The 22,206-nt window shown below is 71.4% G+C and carries 18 protein-coding genes and 1 pseudogene; 2 read left to right on the top strand and 17 right to left on the bottom strand.

The window, feature by feature from the left end:
- Positions 1–365 precede the first annotated feature (365 nt).
- The 13 genes and pseudogenes from A5481_RS02100 to rimP form a co-directional block, all read right to left on the bottom strand.
- Entirely contained in the window at positions 366–1,178 is an 813-nt protein-coding gene (locus A5481_RS02100; RefSeq protein ID WP_048433714.1) for an ATP-binding cassette domain-containing protein, read from the bottom strand.
- A complete protein-coding gene (locus A5481_RS02105; RefSeq protein ID WP_197514121.1) occupies positions 1,175–1,999 on the bottom strand; it encodes an ABC transporter ATP-binding protein in 825 nt (274 codons plus the stop codon). The genes A5481_RS02100 and A5481_RS02105 overlap by 4 nt, the downstream gene beginning before the upstream one ends.
- On the bottom strand, positions 1,999–2,856 hold the full coding sequence (locus tag A5481_RS02110; protein ID WP_048433712.1) for an ABC transporter permease: 858 nt from the start codon (positions 2,854–2,856) through the stop codon (positions 1,999–2,001). Before A5481_RS02110 ends, A5481_RS02105 begins: the two co-directional genes overlap by 1 nt.
- Positions 2,853–3,797, bottom strand: coding sequence for an ABC transporter permease (locus tag A5481_RS02115; protein ID WP_048433711.1), 945 nt, complete (start codon positions 3,795–3,797; stop codon positions 2,853–2,855). The genes A5481_RS02110 and A5481_RS02115 overlap by 4 nt, the downstream gene beginning before the upstream one ends.
- 325 nt (positions 3,798–4,122) lie before the next feature.
- The gene (locus A5481_RS02120; protein ID WP_048433710.1) at positions 4,123–5,664 is read right to left on the bottom strand and encodes an ABC transporter substrate-binding protein; all 1,542 of its coding nucleotides are present in this window, start codon (positions 5,662–5,664) and stop codon (positions 4,123–4,125) included.
- 127 nt (positions 5,665–5,791) lie between these two features.
- Positions 5,792–6,703, bottom strand: coding sequence for a LysR family transcriptional regulator (locus A5481_RS02125; protein WP_048433717.1), 912 nt, complete (start codon positions 6,701–6,703; stop codon positions 5,792–5,794).
- A gap of 101 nt (positions 6,704–6,804) precedes the next feature.
- Complete coding sequence (locus tag A5481_RS02130) at positions 6,805–7,230, bottom strand: acyl-CoA thioesterase (RefSeq protein WP_048433709.1); 426 nt, start codon at positions 7,228–7,230, stop codon at positions 6,805–6,807.
- Between the two features lie 122 nt (positions 7,231–7,352).
- Positions 7,353–8,429, bottom strand: coding sequence for a tRNA pseudouridine(55) synthase TruB (truB, locus tag A5481_RS02135; RefSeq protein ID WP_048433716.1), 1,077 nt, complete (start codon positions 8,427–8,429; stop codon positions 7,353–7,355).
- A gap of 129 nt (positions 8,430–8,558) precedes the next feature.
- Positions 8,559–8,972, bottom strand: a complete 414-nt coding sequence (rbfA, locus tag A5481_RS02140) for a 30S ribosome-binding factor RbfA (protein WP_156311814.1) — start codon at positions 8,970–8,972, stop codon at positions 8,559–8,561.
- Between the two features lie 182 nt (positions 8,973–9,154).
- The gene (gene infB, locus A5481_RS02145; RefSeq protein ID WP_064503748.1) at positions 9,155–12,151 is read right to left on the bottom strand and encodes a translation initiation factor IF-2; all 2,997 of its coding nucleotides are present in this window, start codon (positions 12,149–12,151) and stop codon (positions 9,155–9,157) included.
- Positions 12,152–12,265: 114 nt separating this feature from the next.
- The gene (locus A5481_RS02150) at positions 12,266–13,057 is read right to left on the bottom strand and encodes an RNA-binding protein (RefSeq protein WP_048436388.1); all 792 of its coding nucleotides are present in this window, start codon (positions 13,055–13,057) and stop codon (positions 12,266–12,268) included.
- A gap of 23 nt (positions 13,058–13,080) precedes the next feature.
- Positions 13,081–14,811, bottom strand: coding sequence for a transcription termination factor NusA (nusA, locus tag A5481_RS02155; RefSeq protein ID WP_048436387.1), 1,731 nt, complete (start codon positions 14,809–14,811; stop codon positions 13,081–13,083).
- A gap of 73 nt (positions 14,812–14,884) precedes the next feature.
- Positions 14,885–15,481, bottom strand: a pseudogene (gene rimP / locus A5481_RS02160) (ribosome maturation factor RimP); the annotation flags it as partial.
- A gap of 464 nt (positions 15,482–15,945) precedes the next feature.
- Between rimP and A5481_RS02165 the strand changes: the two are divergent.
- Both A5481_RS02165 and A5481_RS02170 read left to right on the top strand, forming a co-directional pair.
- Entirely contained in the window at positions 15,946–16,113 is a 168-nt protein-coding gene (locus tag A5481_RS02165) for a hypothetical protein (RefSeq protein WP_156312047.1), read from the top strand.
- An 85-nt stretch (positions 16,114–16,198) separates the two neighbouring features.
- Positions 16,199–17,722, top strand: a complete 1,524-nt coding sequence (locus tag A5481_RS02170) for a sensor domain-containing diguanylate cyclase (RefSeq protein ID WP_048436384.1) — start codon at positions 16,199–16,201, stop codon at positions 17,720–17,722.
- Positions 17,723–17,948: 226 nt separating this feature from the next.
- Here A5481_RS02170 and urtE read toward each other — a convergent pair whose 3' ends face one another.
- From urtE to urtB, 4 genes are read right to left on the bottom strand one after another with little or no spacing between them, the layout of a single operon-like run.
- Entirely contained in the window at positions 17,949–18,644 is a 696-nt protein-coding gene (gene urtE, locus A5481_RS02175; RefSeq protein ID WP_048436383.1) for an urea ABC transporter ATP-binding subunit UrtE, read from the bottom strand.
- Positions 18,645–18,658: 14 nt separating this feature from the next.
- A complete protein-coding gene (gene urtD, locus A5481_RS02180) occupies positions 18,659–19,450 on the bottom strand; it encodes an urea ABC transporter ATP-binding protein UrtD (RefSeq protein WP_048436382.1) in 792 nt (263 codons plus the stop codon).
- Complete coding sequence (gene urtC / locus A5481_RS02185) at positions 19,447–20,583, bottom strand: urea ABC transporter permease subunit UrtC (RefSeq protein ID WP_048436381.1); 1,137 nt, start codon at positions 20,581–20,583, stop codon at positions 19,447–19,449. The genes urtD and urtC overlap by 4 nt, the downstream gene beginning before the upstream one ends.
- 2 nt (positions 20,584–20,585) lie before the next feature.
- The gene (urtB, locus tag A5481_RS02190) at positions 20,586–22,175 is read right to left on the bottom strand and encodes an urea ABC transporter permease subunit UrtB (protein ID WP_064503750.1); all 1,590 of its coding nucleotides are present in this window, start codon (positions 22,173–22,175) and stop codon (positions 20,586–20,588) included.
- Positions 22,176–22,206 lie beyond the last annotated feature (31 nt).

Below are 22,206 nucleotides of genomic sequence, written 5' to 3' on the forward strand. Positions count from 1 at the left end.
GCCGCTTCGCGGCACTTCTTTCGCTGGATCCCGGATCTCCTTCCACGTCGTTTCAGTCGTCCGGGAAAGGGGGAGACTCGCGAGGATCGTCCGCCCCTATGTTCGGGCCGAGGTCGCGGTGTCGTGTACCGTGCGCAGCGACACGGGACACGACCGTGAGGCGGCTTGACGGTAGCGGACAGAAAAAAGGCCGCCCTTGCGAGGCGGCCCGAAGTCTAGGGAGGAAACGCCCAAGAAGGGCAGCACCGCCGCGACGCCATCGCCGCGGTGCGTGAAATCGATTTCACACATCGCACGCCGAGGAGCAAGCGGCGCGATGGAGGGGCGGCCATGCGTCAATCACATGCCGTGAGGCCCCCTCCCCGTCACGCCCGCCGCCGGCGCCGACCCAGCACCGCGAGCGTCGGCTCGGCGGCGAGCAACGTGCGGGTGTAGTCCTCGCGGGGGTGGTCCAGCACCTCGCGCACCGTCCCGGTCTCGACCAGGCGCCCGGCCTGCATCACCCCGACCCGGTCGGCGACCTCGTCGACGACGCCGATATTGTGGGTGATGAACAGCACGGTCAGGCCGTGCCGGTCGCGCAGGCTCAGGATCAGGCGCAGGATCTGGGCCTGGATCGACAGGTCGAGGGCTGAGACCGCCTCGTCGGCGACGACGAGCTTCGGGTTGGTGATCAGCGCCCGCGCGATCGCGATGCGCTGGCGCTGGCCGCCGGAGAATTCGTGCGGATAGCGCTCGGCGGCCTGTGCCGGCAGGCCGACATCCTCGAGCGCCCGGGCGACCAGGGACTGGCGGTCGCGGCCCCGCGGCGCGTCGTCGAGGAGGTGGAGCGGCTCGGCGACGATACGCCCGACCGAGTGGCGCGGGTTGAGCGAACCGTAGGGATCCTGGAACACCATCTGGAAGTCGCGGCGCTTGCGCGCCAGCGCCTTCGGCGACAGCGCGAACAGGTCGTCGCCGCCGAGCCGCACCGTGCCGCCGGTCGGCCGGTCGAGGGCCATGACGATGCGGGCGAGGGTGGACTTGCCGCAGCCGGATTCGCCGACGACCGCGAAGATGCTGCCGGGCTCGACCGCGAGGCTGACGCCGTCGACGGCCCGCAGGTGCCGCGTGGCGCCCTTGGCCCGCAGGGTGTAGTCGCGGGTCAGGTTCTCGATCGCGAGAAGCGGAGCGGTCACCGGGCGCCTCCCGCGGCGTGACGGGCTTCGTCGCCGAGGCCGGCCCGGGCGCGGCGCGGCAAGGCCGCGATCAGGTCGCGGGTGTACTGCGCGGAAGGGTGACGCAGGACGGTCTCGGTCGGCCCCTCCTCGACGGCGCGGCCGCGGCACATCACCAGGGTCCGGTCGGTGCTGCGGGCGATCACCCCGAGGTCGTGGCTGATCAGGATCAGCGACAGGCCGAGATCGGCGACCAGCTCGTCGAGGATGTCGAGGATCTCCTTCTGCACCGTGACGTCGAGCGCCGTGGTCGGCTCGTCGGCGATCAGCAGGTCGGGCTTGAGCGCCAGCGCGATCGCGATGCCGACGCGCTGGCGCTGGCCGCCGGACATCTCGTGGGGATAGCTGTCGATGCGGCGGGCCGGATCGGGGATCCGCACCCGGTCGAGGAGGCGCAGGGCCTCGGCGCGGGCCTCGGACCGGCCGACGGTGCGATGCAGGCGGATCCCTTCCGCGATCTGCTGGCCCGCCGTCATGGCGGGGTTGAGCGCCGTCATCGGTTCCTGGAAGATCATGCCGATGCGCCGGCCGCGCAAGGAGCACAGCTCGCGCTCGCGCAGGCGCAGGATGTCCTTGCCGTCCAGCAGGATCTCGCCGGAGGTGCGGGCGCTCCCCGGCAGGAGCCCGATGGTGGCGAGGGACAGCATCGACTTGCCGGAGCCGGATTCGCCGACGATGCCGAGGCTCTCGCCGCGGCCGACCGCCACCGAGACGTCGTCGACGACGCGGGCCGGGCCCGCAGGCCCCGGGAAGGCGATGGAGAGGTTGCGGATCGCGAGCATCAGGAGGCCTGCCGGCGGCGCGGATCGAGGCGGGCGGCGAGTCCGTCGCCCAGGAGGTTGAGGCCGAGCACGGCGGCCGCGATGGCGAGGCCGGGGGCGAGCGCGAGGTGCGGGGCTTGCAGCATGTAGGTCTGCGACTCCGCCAGCATCCGCCCCCAGGTCGGGGCCGGCGGCGGCAGGCCGAGCCCGAGGAAGCTCAGGCCGGCCTCGGTCAGGATCGCCATGGCGAGCTGGATCGTGACCTGGACGATGACCTGTCCGGCGATGTTCGGCAGCACGTGCTCGAGGGTGATCCGCGCCGTGCCCTTGCCGGCCATGCGTGCCGCCATGATGTAGTCGCGTGCCCAGATCTGCATCGCCGCGCCGCGGGTGACCCGGGCGAAGACCGGGATCATGAACACCCCGATGGCGACGATCGCCGTGAGTGCGCCGGGGCCGAGGAGCGCGCCGAGCATGATCGCCGACAGGATCGGCGGCAGGGCGAACAAGGCGTCGCAGATCCGCATCAGCACCGCGTCGAAGCCGGCCCGCGCGGCCGCCGCGACGCCGGCGAGCGTGCCGAGCACCGCGCCCAGCCCCACCGCCGCGAAGGCGGTGGTGAGCGAGTTGAAGGCGCCGCGCATCAGCATCGAGGCGACGTCGCGCCCGAGATGGTCGGTGCCCAGCAGCCCGGAGACCAGAGGCCCCTTCAGCTTCTGAAGGATGCGCATCCGGGCCGGGTCCTCGGGGGTCCAGACCAGGGAGAGGAGCGCGACCCCGACGAGGACCGCCGTCAGGATTCCGCCGACGAGGAGCGCGGCTCTGCCGGGGCGCCGGAGCCGGAAGGACGCGCCGGAGACCTTGGCGAGGGCCGTCATGCGCGCCTCCTCAGGCGGGGATCGACCACGGTATAGAGCAGGTCGACCCCGAGATTGACCACGATGACGATGGTGGCGAACACCATCACGACATTCTGGATCACGATCAGGTCGCGTTGCGCCAGCGCCTGCCAGGCGAGCCGACCCATGCCCGGCAGGGTGAACACGTTCTCGACCAGCACCGCGCCGCCGATCAGGAACGAGATCTGCAGGCCCAGCATGGTGATGACCGGCACCAGCGCGTTCGGCACCGCGTGGCGCCACAGCGCGCGGGAGACCGAGGCGCCCTTGGCCCGGGCGGTGCGCACGAAATCCTCGTTCATCACCTCGACGACGGAGGCCCGCGTCACCCGGGTCAGCACCGCCGATTGCGGGATGGCGAGCGCCAGCGCCGGCAGCAGCAGGGCGCGCAGCGCCGCCGCGGGCTGGTCCCAGCCCGGGAAGCCGCCGGCCGGCAGCCAGCCGAGGCCGAGCGCCACCACCATGATGAGCAGGAGCCCGATCCAGAAATTCGGCACCGCGATGCCGGCCTGCGCGTACAGGGTCGCGGCCCCGTCCGCCACGCCGCCGGGACGGGCCGCCGCGGTGACGCCGAGCGGCAGCGCGATGCCGACCGCGAGCAGCACCGCGAGCCCGGTGAGCGGCAGCGTCACCGCCAGCCGCTCGCGGATCAGCCCGCCCACCGGCACGCCGTAGGTGAAGGACACCCCCATGTCGCCGGTCGCGAGCCCGCCGAGCCAGCGCAGGTAGCGGATCGCCGCCGGCGCATCGAGCCCCATCTGCGCGCGCAGGGCCGCGAGCGTCTCAGGGGTCGCCGAGGTGCCGAGCATCGCCGAGGCCGGATCGCCCGGCACGATCTCCATCATGCAGAAGACCAGCACCGAGATCAGCAGGAAGGTGACGGCGAAGCCGGCGGCGCGGCGGAGGAGGTGCCTCAGCATCGGGTGAACTCGGGCATCGGGAGCGCTTTGTTGTGGTCGAACTTGAAGTCGAAAGAAGCCATCCCCGACGCATGAAGCGCGGGCTTCCCCTCTCCCCGCGGGCGGGGAGAGGGCTGTGTTCCTGTTCAGGGAACACAGCAAGCGCAGGCGCAGCCGGAGCGAGGGTGAGGGGGTGTTGCCGGAGGAGCACATTCGGCACCTCCCCCTCACCATCGGCTGCCGCCTCGCCCCGGCGACGACAAGGTCGCCGGAGCCCTCTCCCCGCCCGCGGGGAGAGGCGATGCGCTCAACCGTCGGTGACATGCTCCCGCGGGAAACGCATGCCCTACTCCGTCCACCGCACCTCGGTCAGGTCGTTCGACGGCACCGGCTCGTTCTTCCAGAACCCCGTCAGCTTCGCCCGCCACACGCTGAGCTTCGGCAGCACGAACAGGAACAGGGCCGGCACGTCCTCGGCGAGGATCTCTTGCGCCTCGCCGTAGAGCTTCAGCCGCGCCGCCTCGTCGGTGGAAGCGGCGGCCTTCGCCACCACGTCGTTGAAGGCCGGGTTCTTGTAGCCGAAATAGTACGGATCGTTGGCGTAGATCGCGATGTCCATCGGCTCGGCATGCGCGATGACCGTCATGTCGAAGGCCCGATCCCGCATCACCTCCTGCACCCACTTCGCCGGGAACTCGGTCGGCACGATGTTCATCGTGACCCCGACCTCGGAAAACATCGCCTGCAGGATCTCGGCGGTGCGGGTGGCGTAGGCCATCTGCGGCGACTTGAAGTTGAAGGTCAGGCCCTTGGCGTAGCCGGCCTCCGCTAGGAGCGCCTTGGCCTTCTTGGGGTCGTAGGGATAGACGCCGGTCAGGTCCTTGTAGCCCGGGTCGTTGGGCGTGTAATGGCTGCCGATGGCTGCGCCGTAGCCCGAATAGGCGCCCTCGATCAGGAGCTTGCGGTCCACCGCCATCATCAGCGCCTGGCGCACGCGCTTGTCGCTGAAGGGCTTCGCCGCATTGTTCATGCCGGCCACGACCTTCATCTCGGTCAGGCCCGGCTCGGCCGTGAAGGCCTTGTCCTTCTGGAACGCGGCGTAGAGTTCGGGCGCCGGCAGCAGCGGGAAGGCATCGACGTCGCCGGCCCGCAGCGCCGCCGCCGCCGCCTGGGGATCGCCGATGAAGCGGAACGTGACCTTGTCGAGATGGACCTTGCGGGCGGCGTCCCAGTAATCGGGGTTGCGCGTCAGCTCGACCCGGTCGCCCTTGCGCCAGGAGGCGAAGCGGAACGGCCCGGTGCCGACGGGATTGCTCTTCAGCCCGTCGCGGGACTTCGGCTCGACCATCACCGCCGCCGGCTGGCCGAGCCAGAACAGCAGGTTGCCGGAGGATTTCGACAGGGTCAGGACCAGGGTCTGCGGGTCCGGCGCCTTGACGTCGGCGATGACGGCGTAGAGCGCCTTCTGCGGGTTGACCGAGCCCGGCGCCCGGATCGCGTCGAGGGCGAACTTCGCCGTCTCGGCGGTGAAGGGCTCGCCGTTGTGGAACTTCACGCCGGGCTGGAGCGCGAAGGTGTAGGTCAGGCCGTCGGGCGAGACCGTCCAGCTCTTGGCCAGCTGCGGCTGCACCTTGCCGTCGCGGTCGATCCGGGTCAGGCCCTGGAACACGTTCTGCCACACCACTTGGCCGATCACCGTCGGGGCGGCGCTGGTCGGATCGAGGCCCGGCGGCTCCACCGGCATGCCGACGACGAGGTCGGTGCGCGGCGCGGCCTCGGCACCGCCGGCGAGCCCCGGCAGCGCGAGCGCGGCGAGGACCGCACCCGCCAGGAGGGCGTCTCTGAGGACGCGGCGGCGCGAGCGTGAGGAGCGCGTGAGCAGGACCATGGAACCCCTCGGGTGATTGGCGTTGGGCCGGCCGCCTCTGTCGTGCGGCTCGATGCTGCCTCTAGGAGATCAGGATTTTTGGTGTGGCCGCAACAGCGATCTGGTGCGCACCCCGTAGCCGAAACCGCTACACCTCGGCCTCTGCGCAGAAAACCGGCATGTGATGCTCCAGAACCGCCACCAGCTTGGCGGCGGCGAAGGAGAGCGGCCGGTCGCGCAGGTGCGACAGGTCGAGATGGGTGCGGATGCGCAGGTCCCGGAACGGCCGCGCCACCAGCGCCCCGGCGGCCGCGTCGCGCCGCACGCTGAAGGGCGGCAGGACCAGCACGGCCCGGCCGCGCCGGGCGAGCTCCAGCTGGACCTCGAGCGCGCTGGTGGTGAAGACCGGATCGAGGGCGGAGAGGCCCGCCTCCCGCATCTGCGCGTCGAGGGCCTGGCGCACCCCGAAGGCGGCGTCCGGCACCGCCACCGGATGGGCGAGGAGATCACCCGGGCCGACCTGGAGCCGGTCGGCGAGGGGATGATCGGGCGCCATCACGGCGGCATGGTCGACCGGCACGCGGCAGCGGACCAGGGTCTCGGTCCGCGGCGGCGTGAACAAGGTAACGGCGAGATCCGCCTCGCCGTCGGCGAGCGCCTGCATGGTGCGGCCGACGCTCGCCACCACCACCTCGAACCGCACCTCCGGGTAGGTGGCGGAGAACTCGGCCAGCGCCGGCACCAGCAGGCCGGAGGCCGCCGCGCCGCTGGCATAGACCGTCACCCGCCCGGCCCGCAGGCCCTTGAGGTCGTCGATCAGGGTGCGGACGTGGTCGAGCTCGCGCAAGGAGCGAGCCGAGCGGGCGGCGAGCAACTCGCCGGCGGCGGTGAGCCGGATCCCGGTCGGGTCGCGCTCCACCAGCGGCGCCCCGAAATGGTATTCGAGGTTCTCGATCTGCCGGCTGATCGCGGTCGGCGCGATGCCGAGCTTTTCCGCCGCGCGCCGCATCGAGCCGTGGCGGGCGAGCTCGTTGAAGTAGATCAGGGCCCGCAGCTGCACGGCGAGAACCATCCTGGCGGTCGTAGGCCGGACCTCGACGAGGCGGAGGGACCGCCACAGACCTACGCGGCGAGGCCCCGGGCCGCAAGGGAAGCGGGCTCTCAGCCCGCCTCGACCACCAGCCGCGCCGCCGCGTCGCCGGCCGCCCCGAGCGGCGCCGGCCGCCGCGTCGTCTTGTCGAGGAGCACGCAGACCGATTCCGCCTCGCCCGCCACGACGTCCCCGGTGAGGATGCGGTGGCGGAAACCCAGCGAGGTGCGGCCGGCGCGGGCGAGCCAGGTCGCGGTGCGGACCCGGCCCGGATAGTGCAGCTCGGCCCGGTAATCGATGACGAAGCGGGCGATGACGAAGAAGGTATCGGGGCCGAGCAAGGGGGTCAGGCGGGTTCCGAAGAACTGCACCCGCCCGCTCTCGCAGAAGGCGGCGAAGACCGCGTTGTTGACGTGGCCGTTGGCGTCCGTGTCGCGGTAGCGCAGGACGTCCTCGCTCCACAGCACCCGCGGATCGGTCTCCAGTCCCTCTGTCATCGCCCCCCTGCCCTCTTTAGAGCACATCGCGATCGCGCTGCAATCGCGAAGCTCTCTAGGTCCTTGATTTTGCCGCATTTTCTGAGACGAACCGGTATCCACTTCGTCGGAAAATGCTCTGGTCAGCCGTTGCGCGGGGCGGTGCCGCCGAGGTGGAACACCCGGTGCGGCACCAGTTCGCCGCGCTCGACGTCGCCGACCGCGACGAGCACGCCGCCGCAGCTCGCATAGGCCTTGCCCTCGGTCGGCGCGTCGCGCCCGCGCAGGATCACCGGCTGGCCGCGCATCAGCCGCATCGCCATGTCGCGGGAGACCGGCACGTGCGGCACCGCGTCGAGCGCGGTCTCGACCGGGCGCAGGAGAGCGGCATTGGCCTCGGCCTCGGCCGCCTCGAGCGCCGCGACGGTGCAGGACTGGTCCTCGGTGAAGGGGCCGACGCGGGTGCGGCGCAGGGCCGAGACGTGGCCGAAGCAGCCGAGCGCGCGGCCGAGGTCGCGGGCGATGGCCCGCACATAGGTGCCCTTGCCGCACTCGGCCTCGATCACCGTGCGCTCGGGCGTGTGGGCGACGACCGCCAGCCGGTCGATCTGCACCGGCCGGGCGACCAGCTCCACCACCTCGCCGTCGCGGGCGAGGTCGTAGGCGCGCTCGCCCTGGATCTTGATCGCCGAGTAGCGCGGCGGCACCTGCTCGATCGCGCCGACGAAGCGCGGCAGCATCGCCTCGACCTCACCTTGCGTGGGCCGGTCGTCCGAGGTCGCGACCGGGCGGCCTTCCGCGTCGTCGGTGTCGGTCTCGACGCCCCAGGTGACCGAGAAAACGTAGGCCTTGCGGCCGTCCATCACGAAGGGGACGGTCTTCGTCGCCTCGCCGAGCGCGATCGGCAGGATGCCGGAGGCGAGCGGATCGAGGGTGCCGGCATGGCCCGCCTTCTTGGCGTTGAGCGCCCGCTTGACCGCCGCGACCGCGTGGGTCGAGGTCATGCCGACGCCCTTGTCGAGGATCACCCAGCCGCTGATCTCGCGGCGCTTGGGCCGGTCGCCCGGCGGGCGGCCGCGGCCGCGCGGCCGGTCGGAACGCGGACCGTCTTGGCGCGGACCATCTTGGCGCGGACCGTCTTGGCGCGGGGCTCCGTCGCGGCCCTCGCGGGCGGGGCGGGTCGCCTGCGGCGCGGGCTCTGCGGGCTGGTCCTCGTGCATCGTCATCTTCGTGTCCGTTCTCGAACGGCGACGGCCGCGGGACGCAGGCCCGCGTTGGTCCGTGCCGACCTCTTGTGGAGTCTCAAGTCGTCAACCCGGGCGCCGGTTCGGCCCGACCCGGGCGGGGTCCTACTCCTCGGTGTCCGGCTCGTCGGACTCGAGGTCGCGCTGGACCTTGTCGCTGCGCAGGAGCCTGTCGATGCGCGCGGCCTCGTCGAAGGTCTCGTCGCGGCGGAAGCGCAGGTCGGGGGCGAATTTCAGCGCCACCCGGCGGGCCACCTCCTGGCGCAGCACCTTCTTGTTGCGCTCGAGCGCCTCGATCACCGGGCGCTCGTCCTGGCCGCCGAGCGGCATCACGTAGGCGGTGGCGAGCTTGAGATCGGGCGACATCCGCACCTCCGGCACGGTGATCACGTGCTGGCTCAGCACCGGATCCTGGATGTCGCCGCGGCTCAGCACCTCGGCGAGGGCGTGCCGCACGAGTTCGGCCACGCGCTGCTGGCGCTGCGAAGGGCCGGTGGATTCCTGGGGTTTGCGCACCATCGTCTCTCCGGGCTCGGACCGGGCCGCGGGGCGGTCGTCCGGGTCTGGCCTTGCGGCCTCCAGGCCCACGCGGCTGTCATCTTTATGAACCGAAGAGCCCGGGACGCTGGCGTCCCGGGCTCGCGGCCGTCTCTAGGGGCCGCCGCCATGACGGCGGACGGCCGATGGCAGCGGGTTCGCCGTCAGAGCGTGCGACGCTCCTCGTGGACGATGTAGCACTCGATGACGTCGCGGGGACGCATGTCCTGGTAGTTCTCGAAGGCCATGCCGCATTCCTGGCCGGCCGCCACTTCCTTGGCGTCGTCCTTGAAGCGCTTGAGCTGCGAGAGCTTGCCCTCGTGCACCACCACGTTGTCGCGGATGAGGCGGACATGGGCGCCGCGCTCGACGCGACCGTCCTCGACCCGGCAACCGGCGATCTTGCCCACCTTCGAGACGTTGAAGATCTCGAGGATGCGCGCCTCGCCCAGGCGCTCCTCGCGGAGCGTCGGCGGCAGCAGGCCCGACATCGCCGCCTTCACGTCATCCACGAGGTCGTAGATGATGTTGTAGTAGCGGATCTCGACGCCCGCCCGCTCGGCGGCCTCGCGGGCCTCCTTGTGGGCGCGGACGTTGAAGCCGACCACGACCGCACCCGAAGCCTGGGCCAGGGTGATGTCCGACTCGGTGATGCCGCCGACACCCGTGTGCAGGATGCGGGCCGCCACCTCGTCGTTGCCGAGCTTCTCGAGCGAGCCGGCGATGGCCTCGACCGAGCCCTGCACGTCGCCCTTGATGACGAGCGGGAACTCCTTGCGGCCGGCGCCCTCCTTGAGGTCGCGCATCATGTCCATCAGCGTCCGGCCGGCACCGCTGCCGGTGGCCGCCGCACGCTCGCGCTTCACGCGGGCACGGTACTCGGTGACCTCGCGGGCCCGGGCCTCGTTCTCGACCACCGCGACGCGGTCGCCCGCCTCCGGCGTGCCGTTGAAGCCGAGCACCTCGACCGGCACCGACGGCGCCGCTTCCTTGGCGTTGCGGCCGGCATCGTCGACGAGGGCGCGCACGCGGCCCCACTCGGCACCCGCCACGATGATGTCGCCGGTGCGCAGCGTGCCGCGCTCCACGAGCACCGTCGCCACCGGGCCGCGGCCGCGGTCGAGCTTGGCCTCGATCACCGTTCCTTCCGCCGACCGCTCGGGGTTGGCGCGCAGGTCCAGGATCTCGGCCTGGAGGGCGAGGCCCTCCAGCAGCTCGTCGAGGCCGTCGCGGGTCTTGGCCGAGACCTCGAACTCGAGGGTCTCGCCGCCCATCGACTCGACCTGGATGTCGTGCTGCAAGAGCTCGTTGCGCACCCGCTGCGGGTTCGCGTCGGGCTTGTCGATCTTGTTGATCGCCACGATCAGCGGCACCTCGGCCGCCTTGGCGTGGGAGATCGCCTCGATCGTCTGGGGCATGACACCGTCGTCGGCCGCCACCACCAGCACCACGATGTCCGTCACCCGGGCGCCGCGGGCGCGCATCGACGTGAAGGCGGCGTGGCCGGGGGTGTCGATGAAGGTGATCTTGCCGCCGGACGGCGAGGTCACCTGGTAGGCGCCGATGTGCTGCGTGATGCCGCCCGCCTCGCCGGAGACGACGTTGGCGTTGCGGATCGCGTCGAGCAGCGAGGTCTTGCCGTGGTCGACGTGGCCCATGATGGTCACGACCGGCGGACGCGGCTGGGTGTCGTCGTCGGTATCGGGCTCGTCGAACAGGCCTTCCTCGACGTCCGACTCCGCGACGCGGCGGACGGTGTGGCCGAGTTCCTCGGCGATGAGCTGCGCCGAATCCGAGTCGATCACGTCGGTGATCTTGTGGATCTGGCCCTGCTTCATCAGCATGCGGATGACGTCGACCGCCCGCTCGCTCATCCGGTTGGCGAGCTCCTGGATGGTGATCGTCTCCGGGATGACCACCTCGCGGGCCAGCTTCTCCTTCTGCTCCACCTGGCGGTGGCCGGTCAGGCGCTGGTTGCGGCGGCGGAACGAGGCCAGCGAGCGGGTGCGCTCGTCCTCGCCCGAGGTCGCGGTCGCGATGGTCAGGCGGCCGCGGTTGCGGTCGCCGCCCGGCGACTTCGGGGTCTTGGGCGGGGTGATGACCTTGAGCGGCATGCCGGGACGGCGGATGACCCGCTTGGTCTCGGCCTCCTCCTCGGCAGCGGCCGGGCGGCCGGTGGCGGGACGCGCGGCGCCGGCGGCGCCGGTCGCGGTCTTCGCCGCCGTCGCGGGCTTGGCGGCCGTCGCCTCGGGCTTGGCGGGCTCGGGCTCCGGCTTCGGCGCCGGGCGGGCCATGAAGTTCAGGTCGCGCGGCTTGCGGGCATCGGCCGTCAGCGTGCGGCGCGGCTCGGCCGGGGCGCTCGGACGGGTGATCCCGGTGCTCGGGGTCGCCGGACGGGTTCCGGCGGGCGCCGCGGGGCGCGCACCGGCCGGGCGGGCACCGGCGGCGGCCGGACGGGCCGCCGCACCTGCGGCGGGGCGCGCACCGGCGGGGGCGGCCGGGCGGGCGGCACCCGCTGCGGCGGCCGGACGGGCGGCGGCCGGAGCCGCCGCGGCGGGCGCAGCCGCAGGTGCAGGCGCCGCGGGAGCGGCCGGAGCGGGAGCGGGAGCCGCGGCGGCGCGCGCCGCGTCGTCCTGGGCGCGGCGCTCGGCCTCCTCGGCGGCGCGGCGCTTGCGCGCGTCCTCCTGGCGTCGGCGCTCGTCCTCCTCGTGCTTGCGGGCCTCGGCGGCCTCGCGGTCACGCTGCTCGGCGGCCTCGCGCTCGACGCGGCGCTGGGCCTCCTCGGCGGCGCGGCGGCGCTCCTCCTCCTCGCGACGCTTGGCGTCGACGAGGGCGGCCATGCGGGCGCTCTGCTCCTGATCGCTCAGGGTGCGCAGCACGACGCCGGACCGCGCGGCGGCCGGACGATCCTGGCGCGGTGCGCCCGGACGGCCCTGCCCCTGGGGAGCGGAGCGTGCCTGGCTCGGTGCGGCGTCCTTCGGCGCGGCCGGGGCCGGCGCGCCGCCGGGGCGACGTTTCACCGTCTCGACCACGACCGACTTCGAGCGGCCATGGGAGAAGCTCTGGCGCACCGTCCCCTGCTCGACCGGACGCTTCATCGACAGCGTCTTGGAGGGACCGGTATGCAACGTCTTGTCGCCCGGATTCTTCGTCTCACTCATTCAGTTCAGACCCTGGGGGTTCTCGTCCGTCCCGGGACCCGGCCTCCCGGCGGCCGCCTCCCATCGTATTCCCGGGAGCGCACCCGCCAACCGGGCCGATCCCATTCGATTCACTCAACCACCGGCCTCCGGGGGGCCGGTCCGCGACGATGATCCGTCATCCTGGACAGCGTCCGGGAGCGCCGCGTCGGAGCCCGAGGGTTCCGTTCCGGCGGTTCCCGGCGTCGCCGCCTCGCCGCGGAAGACGTGGAGCCGACGCCAACGCGCGAGCAAGCCGGCAGTGCCGGCTCCCGCGACGAGGGCAGCGTGTATCACATGATCCCGGCCCAAGGCCATGTCCAATTCTTCACCGGACAGGTCGTCGATCACCGGGATCCTCGATATGGCATCGCCGTAGCGCCTTCGCAATGCCTGGGCGAGCTTGCGCCGGCCGTCGGCACTCGCATCGCTGGCATGCACCAGGGCCTTCACCCCGGTCACGCTGTCCACCGCGCTCTCCACCTTGGTGAACCCGGTGACGACGCAGCCCGCCTTGTTGGCGAGCGAGAAACCCTGGCGCAGGTCGTCGCGCAACCCCGCCTCGATCACATCGGCGAGATCGGGTGCCGCCACGGCGTCCTTCTGCCGGAAGGCGCGCTGGAACAGGCGCTTCCTCACCGCCTCCGCCACCGCCGCCCGGGTCGCCGTGACCCAGGCGCCGCGGCCGGGGAGCCGGGCGCGCAGGTCCGGCACCACCCGGTTGTCGGGGGCCAGCGCGAAGCGGATCATCCGGTCGGGATGGCCCGCCTGGCGCGTGACCAGGCAGGTGCGCTCCGCGTTGGCGCGGCCGCGCCCGGCGCCGGCGTCGAGGACGTCCGGCGGCAGCGCATCCGCATCCTGCGCGTCGTCCTGCATGGTCGCGCTCATGATCCGACGCTCCCCTCCCCGCCTCAGGTCGGCTGGCGCTCGGCCGTCGCGGCGGCGTCCTCCTCGACCGGCACGGTCTCGGAGTGGTCGCCCTCGTCCTGACCGTCGACGTCCCGGCCCTCGGCGTGCTCGCCCTCGGATTCCTCGCCCTCGGCGTGCTCGCCCTCCTCGCCCTCCTCGCCCTCCTGCACCTCCTCGACCGGGGGCGCCTCGACCCAGCCGGCATGGACGCGCGCGGCCATGATCATCGACTCGGCCTCGGCGCGGGAGATCTCGAACCCGTCGAGGTAGCCGGCATGGCGCACCGCCTCGGGCCCGCGGCCCTCGGTGTAGCCGACGAGGTCGTCGGTGGCGCAGCCGGCGAGGTCCTCGACGCTCTTCACGTCGTTCTCGCCCAGCGCCACCATCATCGGGGTGGTGATGCCGTCGATGTCGCGCAGCTCGTCGGCGACGCCGAGCTCGATGCGGCGGGCGTCGTTCTCGGCCTCGATGCGGTTGAGGTAGTCGAGCGCGCGGGCCTGGATCTCGGCGCCGGTCTCCTCGTCGAGGCCCTGGATGTTGGCGAGCTCCGCCGGCTCGACGTAGGCGATCTCCTCGACCGAGCGGAAGCCTTCCGCGGCGAGCAGCTGGCCGACGGTCTCGTCGACGTCGAGGGCCTGCATGAAGGTGTTGGTGCGCTCGACGAACTCCTTCTGCCGGCGCTCGGATTCCTCGGCCTCGGTCAGGATGTCGATGTCCCAGCCGGTGAGCTGGGAGGCGAGCCGGACGTTCTGGCCGCGCCGGCCGATGGCGAGCGACAGCTGGTCGTCGGGCACCACCACCTCGATGCGGTCGGCCTCCTCGTCGAGCACCACCTTGACCACCTCGGCCGGCTGCAGCGCGTTGACGATGAAGGTCGCCTGGTCCTGCGACCACGGGATGATGTCGATCTTCTCGCCCTGCAGCTCGCCGACCACCGCCTGGACGCGCGATCCGCGCATGCCCACGCAGGCGCCGACCGGATCGATCGAGGAATCGCGCGAGATCACCGCGATCTTGGCGCGCGAGCCCGGATCGCGGGCGACCGCCTTCACCTCGACGATGCCGTCGTAGATCTCCGGCACTTCCTGGCCGAAGAGCTTGGCCATGAATTGCGGGTGCGAGCGCGACAGGAAGATCTGCGGCCCGCGCACCTCGCGGCGGACGTCGAACAGGTAGGCGCGGATGCGGTCGCCCGGGCGGAAGGTCTCGCGCGGGATCGACTCGTCGCGCCGCACGATGCCCTCGCCGCGGCCGAGGTCGACGATGACGTTGCCGTACTCGACGCGCTTGACGAGGCCGTTCACGACCTCGCCGATGCGGTCCTTGTACTCGTCGTACTGGCGGTCGCGCTCGGCGTCGCGGACCTTCTGGACGATCACCTGCTTGGCCGACTGGGCGGCGACGCGGCCGAAATCGAACGGCGGCAGGGTGTCGGAGATCACGTCGCCGACCTGGGCGGCCGGGTTGTGGCGGCGGGCCGCGGGCAGATCGATCTCGCGGGAGTCGTTCTCGACCTCGTCCACCACCAGGAGGTGGCGCGACAGGCGGAGCGCCCCGGTGCGGGGATCGATCTCGGCATGCACGTCGGTCTCGGCGCCGTAGCGCGAGCGGGCGGCCTTGGCGATCGCCTCTTCCATGGCGCCGATCACGATGGCGCGGTCGATCACCTTCTCGCGGGCGACCGCCTCGGCGATCTGGAGGAGTTCGAGCCTGTTGGCGCTGACGACGGCCATCGGTTCAGTCCTTCCTGGTTGGAGTGTCTTGCTCGGGATGTCTTCGCGATTCTCAGTGGGCGAGCGGCGGGGCGGCGCCCTCGTCCGCGTCGTCCCCCTCGTCGTCCTGCGGCGGGGCCGAGCCGCGCCGCAGCGACTCGCGCACGAGCGCGTCGGTGAGGACGAGGTGGGCCTCGCCGATGTCGCGCAGCGGGATGTCGTAGGAGGACGGCAGGCCTTCCTTGACGTCCGGCAGCTCGATGCGGACGGTCTCGCCCTGCGGCGCCCGGATGATGCCGCGGAAGCGCTTGCGGCCGTCGAGCGGCGTCGCCAGCTCGACCTTGGCCTCGTAGCCGGCCCAGCGGGCGAAGTCGCCGGCACGGACCAGCGGCCGGTCGATCCCCGGCGAGGAGATCTCGAGGTAGTAGGCGCCGCCGATCGGGTCGTCGACGTCGAGGATCGGCGAGATCGTGCGGCTGACGGTCTCGCACTCGTCCACCGACATCGTGCCGTCCGGCCGCTCGACCATGATCTGCACGGTGCAGCCGTTCTGGCTGGACACCTTCACCCGCACGAGGCGGAAGCCGAGGCCCTCGATCGCGGGCTCGATGATCTGCGCGACGCGAGCGCCGACGCCGGTCTCGGTGATCAGGCGCTTCTCGGCCGGGTGTTGGTCTGGGGCGTCGGTCATGAGGTCAGTGCCGCAGCGCGGTCCCGTGAAGGGGAGGCAATCTGGCGTTCGGCTCGCGCCCGGGGAGGCTTGCGGCAATAAAAAAGAGCGGGCCCCGAGGGACCCACTCCCGCACCGCAGCCTCATCGGCCACGAACAGAACTGTTATCGGGGAGATAATCCGGAGCTGCGCGAAATGCAAGGTGGTCGGCGGCGCGTCGGCCCGGCACCTCCTTCTCCGATCGCGGGGCTGTCGGGGGAAGTTCGGGTGCAGGACAAGGCGCGGGTTTCCCCGGGCAGCCCTGCCGCCCGCTGCGAGGAGGCGCCGGGCGGGGCGGCCTTCAGCCCGCGAGCGCCGCCCAGCGGATGAAGGCCTGGGCCGCCTGCCGCCACGGCCCCAGCTCAGCCGGGACGACGCGCCAGGCAGCACCGTCGTGATGTCGCCGGAGGATGGCCGAGATGATGCGGCACGGGATCTGGAGGCGGTGTCATTGCCCCGAGGCTCGGGCCATCCCGACCAGTTCGAGGGCGAGGAGATTTCCGACCTCGTGCGGCTCGTCACCGCCTGCGACATCCACGGGGCGCTGATCGAGCGAAGGTCCTATAAACCGCCGATGCCCTATACCGATGCATCCGCGATCCCGAGGGCATGATGAGCCGCCTCGATCCTGCTGTCGCAAGCCCGTTCCGGCCGGTCGCCGCAGCGTTCGCCCCGTACTTTCCCTGCGACACATGAGCATGAACCCGCCCTCCCGCCGTCCCGTCCGGCTGCGCTCAACCTGGATCTGGATCGCCCTCGGCGTCCTGGCGCCGCTCGGGATGGTCGCGGTCTGCTCCGTGATGCTGCTCGAACTGCGCCAGGACGCCTGGGACAGGGCCGAGCAGACCTCGACGAACCTGCTCCAGGTGATCGAGCGCGACATCGACCGCAACGTCGAGATCATCGACGTCGCGCTCCAGAATGTCGTCGAGAACCTGAAGGCGTACGACCTGGAGCAGATCACTCCCAAATACCGCCAGCGCATCCTGTTCGACCGCGCCGTCAACGCCAGGGACCTCAACGCCCTGCTCGTGCTGGATCAGCACGGCAACAGCATCTACGACGCCGCCGGTTGGCCCCCGAGACGGTACAACAACGCCGATCGTCCCTACTTCCAGGCGCACAAGGCCGATCCCAGCCTCGGGCTCGGCATCAGCGGACCCGTCGTGTCCCGGTCGGTCGGAAAGCCCGTCCTCATCCTGAGCCGGCGGACCGGGGTGCCGGGAGGCTCGTTCAGCGGGATCGTGCTCGGAAGCCTGTCGCTGTCCTACTTCGATCGCCTGTTCCAGCACGTGAAGCTCGGGCGGGACGGCACCATCAACCTGTATCACGCCGACGGCACCCGCATCGTGCGCCATCCGGTGCCGAACTCCGAGCTCGCGCCGAACTTTGCCGACTCGCCCAACGTCCAGCGCATCGTGCGCGAGGAGCGCGGCAGCTTCATCGGCATCAGCCCGAGCGACGGCATCCGGCGGCTCTACACCTTCACCCGCGTGGGCGACACGCCGCTCTACCTCACCGTCGCGCTCTCGACCGACGAGATCGAGGCCGGATGGCGCCAGAAGGCCCTGGTGATCGGCGCACTCGTGATCGCCCTGTGCTTCGTGGCGGTCGGATTGGCGCTTCTGGTGCAGTGGGAACTGCGCCGGCGCAACGCGGCGGAAGCCGAACTGGCGCAACTCTCGCGCACCGACGCGCTCACCGGCCTGCCCAACCGGCGCGCCTTCGAGGAAGCATTCGGTCGAGCCTTCGCGGAGGCCTGTCGGCGCGGCGGTCCGGTCGCCCTGCTCGCCGTCGATGCCGACCACTTCAAGCGCTACAACGACCGTTACGGCCACGCCGTCGGCGACCGGGTGCTCCAGGGGCTGGCCCGGGCGCTCTCGGCCGCCGCATGCCGGCCGACCGACTTCGCCGCCCGGACCGGCGGCGAGGAGTTCGCGATCCTTCTGCCGGGCACCGACGCCGAGGGCGCGGCCCACGTCGCGGAGCGGGTCCACGAAGCGGTCTCCGGGCTGGTGGTCGAGGCGGAGGGCGGGAGCGTCGGGCGGATCACGGTCAGCATCGGACTGGCCTTGGGGCTGCCGCGCCAGAGCGGTACGCTCGCCGATCTGTTCGGCCTGGCCGACGCCGCCCTCTACGAAGCCAAGGCGATGGGCCGCAACCGGACCTGCTACGCATTGATGGACGCGGTCCACCCCACATCGATCGCGGTCGAGGCGTAGAGCGTACCGGCCCATGCACGGTGCCATCAAGCAAGGTAGGCCCTGGCCGAAACCGTGTTCCCGTACATGTGCTCGACGGTGGTCGTGATCTGCGTCGACGTCCGCACCGTGGCATCCCGGCAGGACCAGATGACAGGTCGCGCCGCGGCGAGCGCCGGATGCGTGGCGACCTTGCCGATACCGAGTTTCGCGGCGCCGGCCGACGCATGGCGTCAAGCCGATGGCCTCACACCGACAGCCACCGCCGCACCTGCGCCTCGACCATGCCCGAGCGCGGCCCCGCCTCGACCACCTGGCCGCGATCCATCACCGCGTAGGTGTCGCAGAGATCGCGGGCCCATTCGAAATACTGCTCGACGAGCACGATCGCCATGTCGCCCTTGCTTCGCAGGTAGTCGATCGCCCGGCCGATATCCTTGATGATCGAGGGCTGAATGCCTTCGGTCGGCTCGTCGAGGACGAGGACGCGGGGGCGCGTCACCAGGGCGCGGCCGATGGCGAGCTGCTGCTGCTGGCCGCCCGAGAGGTCGCCGCCGCGCCGCCCCAGCATGTCCTTGAGGACGGGGAAGAGGTCGTAGACCTCGCCCGGCACGTAGCGGTCGGCGCGCTTGCAGGGCGCGAAACCGGTCTCGAGGTTCTCCTTGACGGTGAGCAGCGGGAAGATCTCGCGCCCCTGCGGCACGAAGGCGATGCCCTGGCGGGCGCGGTCGTAGGGGGCGAGGCGGCTGATGTCGCGGCCGTCGAGCTTGACCGCGCCCTTCGACACCGGCTGCTGGCCGACGATGGCGCGCATCAGCGAGGTCTTGCCGACGCCGTTGCGGCCGAGCACCGCCGTGACCTTGCCGGGTTCGGCCTGGAGCGAGACGCCGCGCAGGGCCTGCGCCGCGCCGTAATGGAGATCGATGGTCTCGACGGAGAGCATGTCGAAAAGAATCCTCAGCGGCCGAGATAGACCTCGACCACCCGCGGGTCGGCCGAGACGGAATCGATCGAGCCCTCGGCGAGCACCGCGCCCTCGTGCAGGCAGGTGACGCGGCATTGGAGCGCGCGGACGAAGTGCATGTCGTGCTCGACCACGATCACCGCGTGGTCCTGCGCGATGCGGCGCAGGAGCGTCGCGGTCGCCTCGGTCTCGGCGTCGGTCATGCCGGCGACCGGTTCGTCGACGAGGAGGAGCTTCGGGTCCTGGGCCAGCAGCATCCCGATCTCGAGCCACTGCTTCTGGCCGTGCGAGAGGTCGGCCGCCGGCCGCGCCCGGTGGGCGCTCAGCCCCACCGTCTCCAGGATCGCGTCGATCTGCGCCCGCTCGACCCGGTTGCGCCAGCCGAAGAGCGAGGCCGTCGCGGCCCGCGGGCCCTTCAGCGCGAGCAGGATGTTGTCGGCGACCGACTGGCTCTCGAACACCGTCGGCTTCTGGAACTTGCGGCCGATGCCGAGCTCGGCGATGGCCGCCTCGTCCATCCGGGTCAGGTCGTGGACGCCGTCATAGATCACCTGGCCGGTATCGGGCCGGGTCTTGCCGGTGATGCAGTCCATCATCGTGGTCTTGCCGGCGCCGTTCGGACCGATGATCGCCCGCATCTCGCCGGGCATCAGGGTCAGGGACAGGCCGCGCAGGGCCCGGTAGCCGTCGAACGTGACCTTGATGTCGTCGACGTAGAGCAGGGCCTGAGTGAGGCGCTTCTCGTGAACCGGGTCGGAGGGGGGAAGGGCGACCGCCGCGCTCATGATCCGCGGCCCTCCTCGGCCAGGGCGGGGGGAATGTCGGTGCGGACCTTGGCGCGACGGGCGCCCAGGCGCTCGTTCAGGGTGCCGAGGATGCCCTTGGGCAGGAACAGGGTGACGACGACGAACAGGGCGCCAAGCGCGAACAGCCAGGCGTCGGGCATCGCGCCGGTGAGCAGCGTCTTGGCGTAGTTCACCAGCACCGCGCCGAGCGCCGCGCCGACGAGGGTGCCGCGCCCACCCACCGCGACCCAGATCACCGCCTCGATCGAGTTGGCGGGGGCGAATTCGGACGGGTTGATGATGCCGACCTGCGGCACATAGAGGGCGCCGGCGACCCCCGCCATCATCGCCGAGACGGTGAAGGCGAGCGCCTTGTAGTGCGCCGTGCGGTAGCCGAGGAACCGGGTGCGGGATTCCGCGTCGCGGATCGCGACCAGCACCTTGCCGAAGGCGGAGGTCGTCATGAACCGGGCGACGAGGTAGGCCAAGGCCAGTGCCACGGCGGTCAGGACGAACAGGGCGACGCGGGTGCCTTGCGCCTGCACGTTGAAGCCGAGGATGTCCTTGAAGTCGGTCAGCCCGTTGTTGCCCCCGAGCCCCATGTCGTTGCGGAAGAAGGCGAGCATCAGCGCGAAGGTCATCGCCTGGGTGATGATCGACAGGTAGACGCCGGTCACCCGCGAGCGGAAGGCGAGCCAGCCGAACACGAAGGCGAGGAGACCCGGCACCAAGAGCACCATCACGGCCGCGAAGGGGAAGAGATCGAAGCCGTGCCAGTACCAGGGCAGGGCCTTGTAGTTCAGGAACACCATGAAGTCGGGCAGGACCGGATTGCCGTAGACGCCCCGCGGGCCGATCTGGCGCATCAGGTACATGCCCATCGCGTAGCCGCCGAGCGCGAAGAACGCGCCGTGCCCGAGCGAGAGGATGCCGCAATAGCCCCAGACGAGATCGAGGCTGAGCGCCAGGATCGCGTAGGCGAGGTACTTGCCCATCAGCGAGACGGCGTAGGTCGGGACGTGGAGGCTTGAGCCCGGCGCGGTGAAGAGGTTGAGGGCCGGCACGGCGATGCAGGCCGCCGCCAGGATGCCGAGGAAGATCCAGCCCGGCTTGTCGATGCGGGAGAGCAGCATGGTCAGGCCTCCACCGCCCGGCCCTTGAGCGCGAACAGGCCGCGCGGCCGCTTCTGGATGAACAGGATGATGAAGACGAGGAGCAGGATCTTGCCGAGCACCGCGCCGGCATAGGGCTCGAGGAACTTGTTGGCGACGCCGAGGGTGAGGGCCGCCACCAGCGTGCCCCACAGGTTGCCGACGCCGCCGAAGACCACGACCAGGAACGAATCGATGATGTAGCCCTGGCCGAGGTTGGGCGAGACGTTGTCGATCTGCGACAAAGCCACCCCGGCGACCCCGGCGATGCCCGAGCCGAGGCCGAACGTGAAGGCGTCGATCCACGGCGTGCGGATGCCCATGGCGGCGGCCATGCGGCGGTTCTGGGTGACGGCGCGGGTCTTCAGGCCGAACGAGGTCGCCTTCAGGATCAGGTTGAGGGCGACGAAGACGGCCATGGCAAAAACCACGATCCACAGCCGGCCCCAGGTGATCGAGAGGCCGAACAGGTCGAAAGCGCCGGACATGTAGGAGGGCGCGCCGACCTCGCGGTTGGTCGGCCCGAAGACCGAGCGCACCGCCTGCTGCAGGATCAGGCTGATGCCCCAGGTGGCGAGCAGCGTCTCGAGCGGCCGGCCGTAGAGGTGGCGGATGACCGTGCGCTCGATCAAGATGCCGACGGCGCCGGCGGCCAGGAAGGCGAGCGGGATCGCGATCGGCAGCGACCAGTCGAACAGTCCGGGGGCCTTCTGGCGGATCAGTTCCTGCACCAGGTAGGTGGTGTAGGCGCCGAGCATCACCATCTCGCCGTGGGCCATGTTGATGATGCCCATCACCCCGAAGGTGATAGCGAGCCCGATCGCGGCGAGCAGCAGCACCGAGCCGAGCGACACGCCGTACCAGGCGTTCTGCACGTTCGCCATCAGCGCCTGGCGGGTCTCGATGGCGGAGACGCCGCGGGCGGCGGCGTCGCGCACGCTCTGGGCGGAATCGTTCGCCAGGCCGCGCAGGATGCCGAGCGCCTCCGAATCGCCCCGGGCCTGGAGGGTGTCAACGGCGGCGAGCCGCTCGATCTCCGGGCTGCCGGACTTCGCGAGGAGTGCGGCGGCGCGGGCCTCCTGCAGGCTGCGCTTCACGCCCGCGTCGGCCTCGCGGGCGAGCGCCGCATCGAGGGCCGGGAGCGCGGCGGCGTCGCGGGCCTTGAACACCGCGTCGGCGGCGTTGCGGCGGGTGGCGGCGTCGGGGGCGAGCAGGTTCAGGGTGCCCAGCGCCGCGTCGATCGCGCGCCGGACCCGGTTGTTGACCCGCACGGGCTTGAGGCCGTCCGGGCTCAGAGCCGCGCCGGTGCGGGCGTCCGTCACCTTGGCGCCGTCCTTGATGGCGAGCGCCTTGTCGTCGGGGCGGTAGAGCAGGCGGTTGTCGGCGAGTGCCCGCAGGACCGCCCCGGCCTTCGGATCGCCGCTGGTGGCGAGCGCGGCGATGCCGGCCTCGATGTCGGAATAGCTGTCGCTGGCCAGCCGGGCATAGGCGGCGTCGACCCCGGTCTGCGCAGCGGCCGCGAAGGCCCAGGCGGCGCACCAGGCGGCGAGGAGAAGGACGAGGCAGCGGCGCATGCAGTGGGTGTCCGAGGGGGCAAGGTTGCCA

It is taken from the genome of Methylobacterium platani (genome assembly GCF_001653715.1).
GTDB lineage: Bacteria > Pseudomonadota > Alphaproteobacteria > Rhizobiales > Beijerinckiaceae > Methylobacterium > Methylobacterium platani.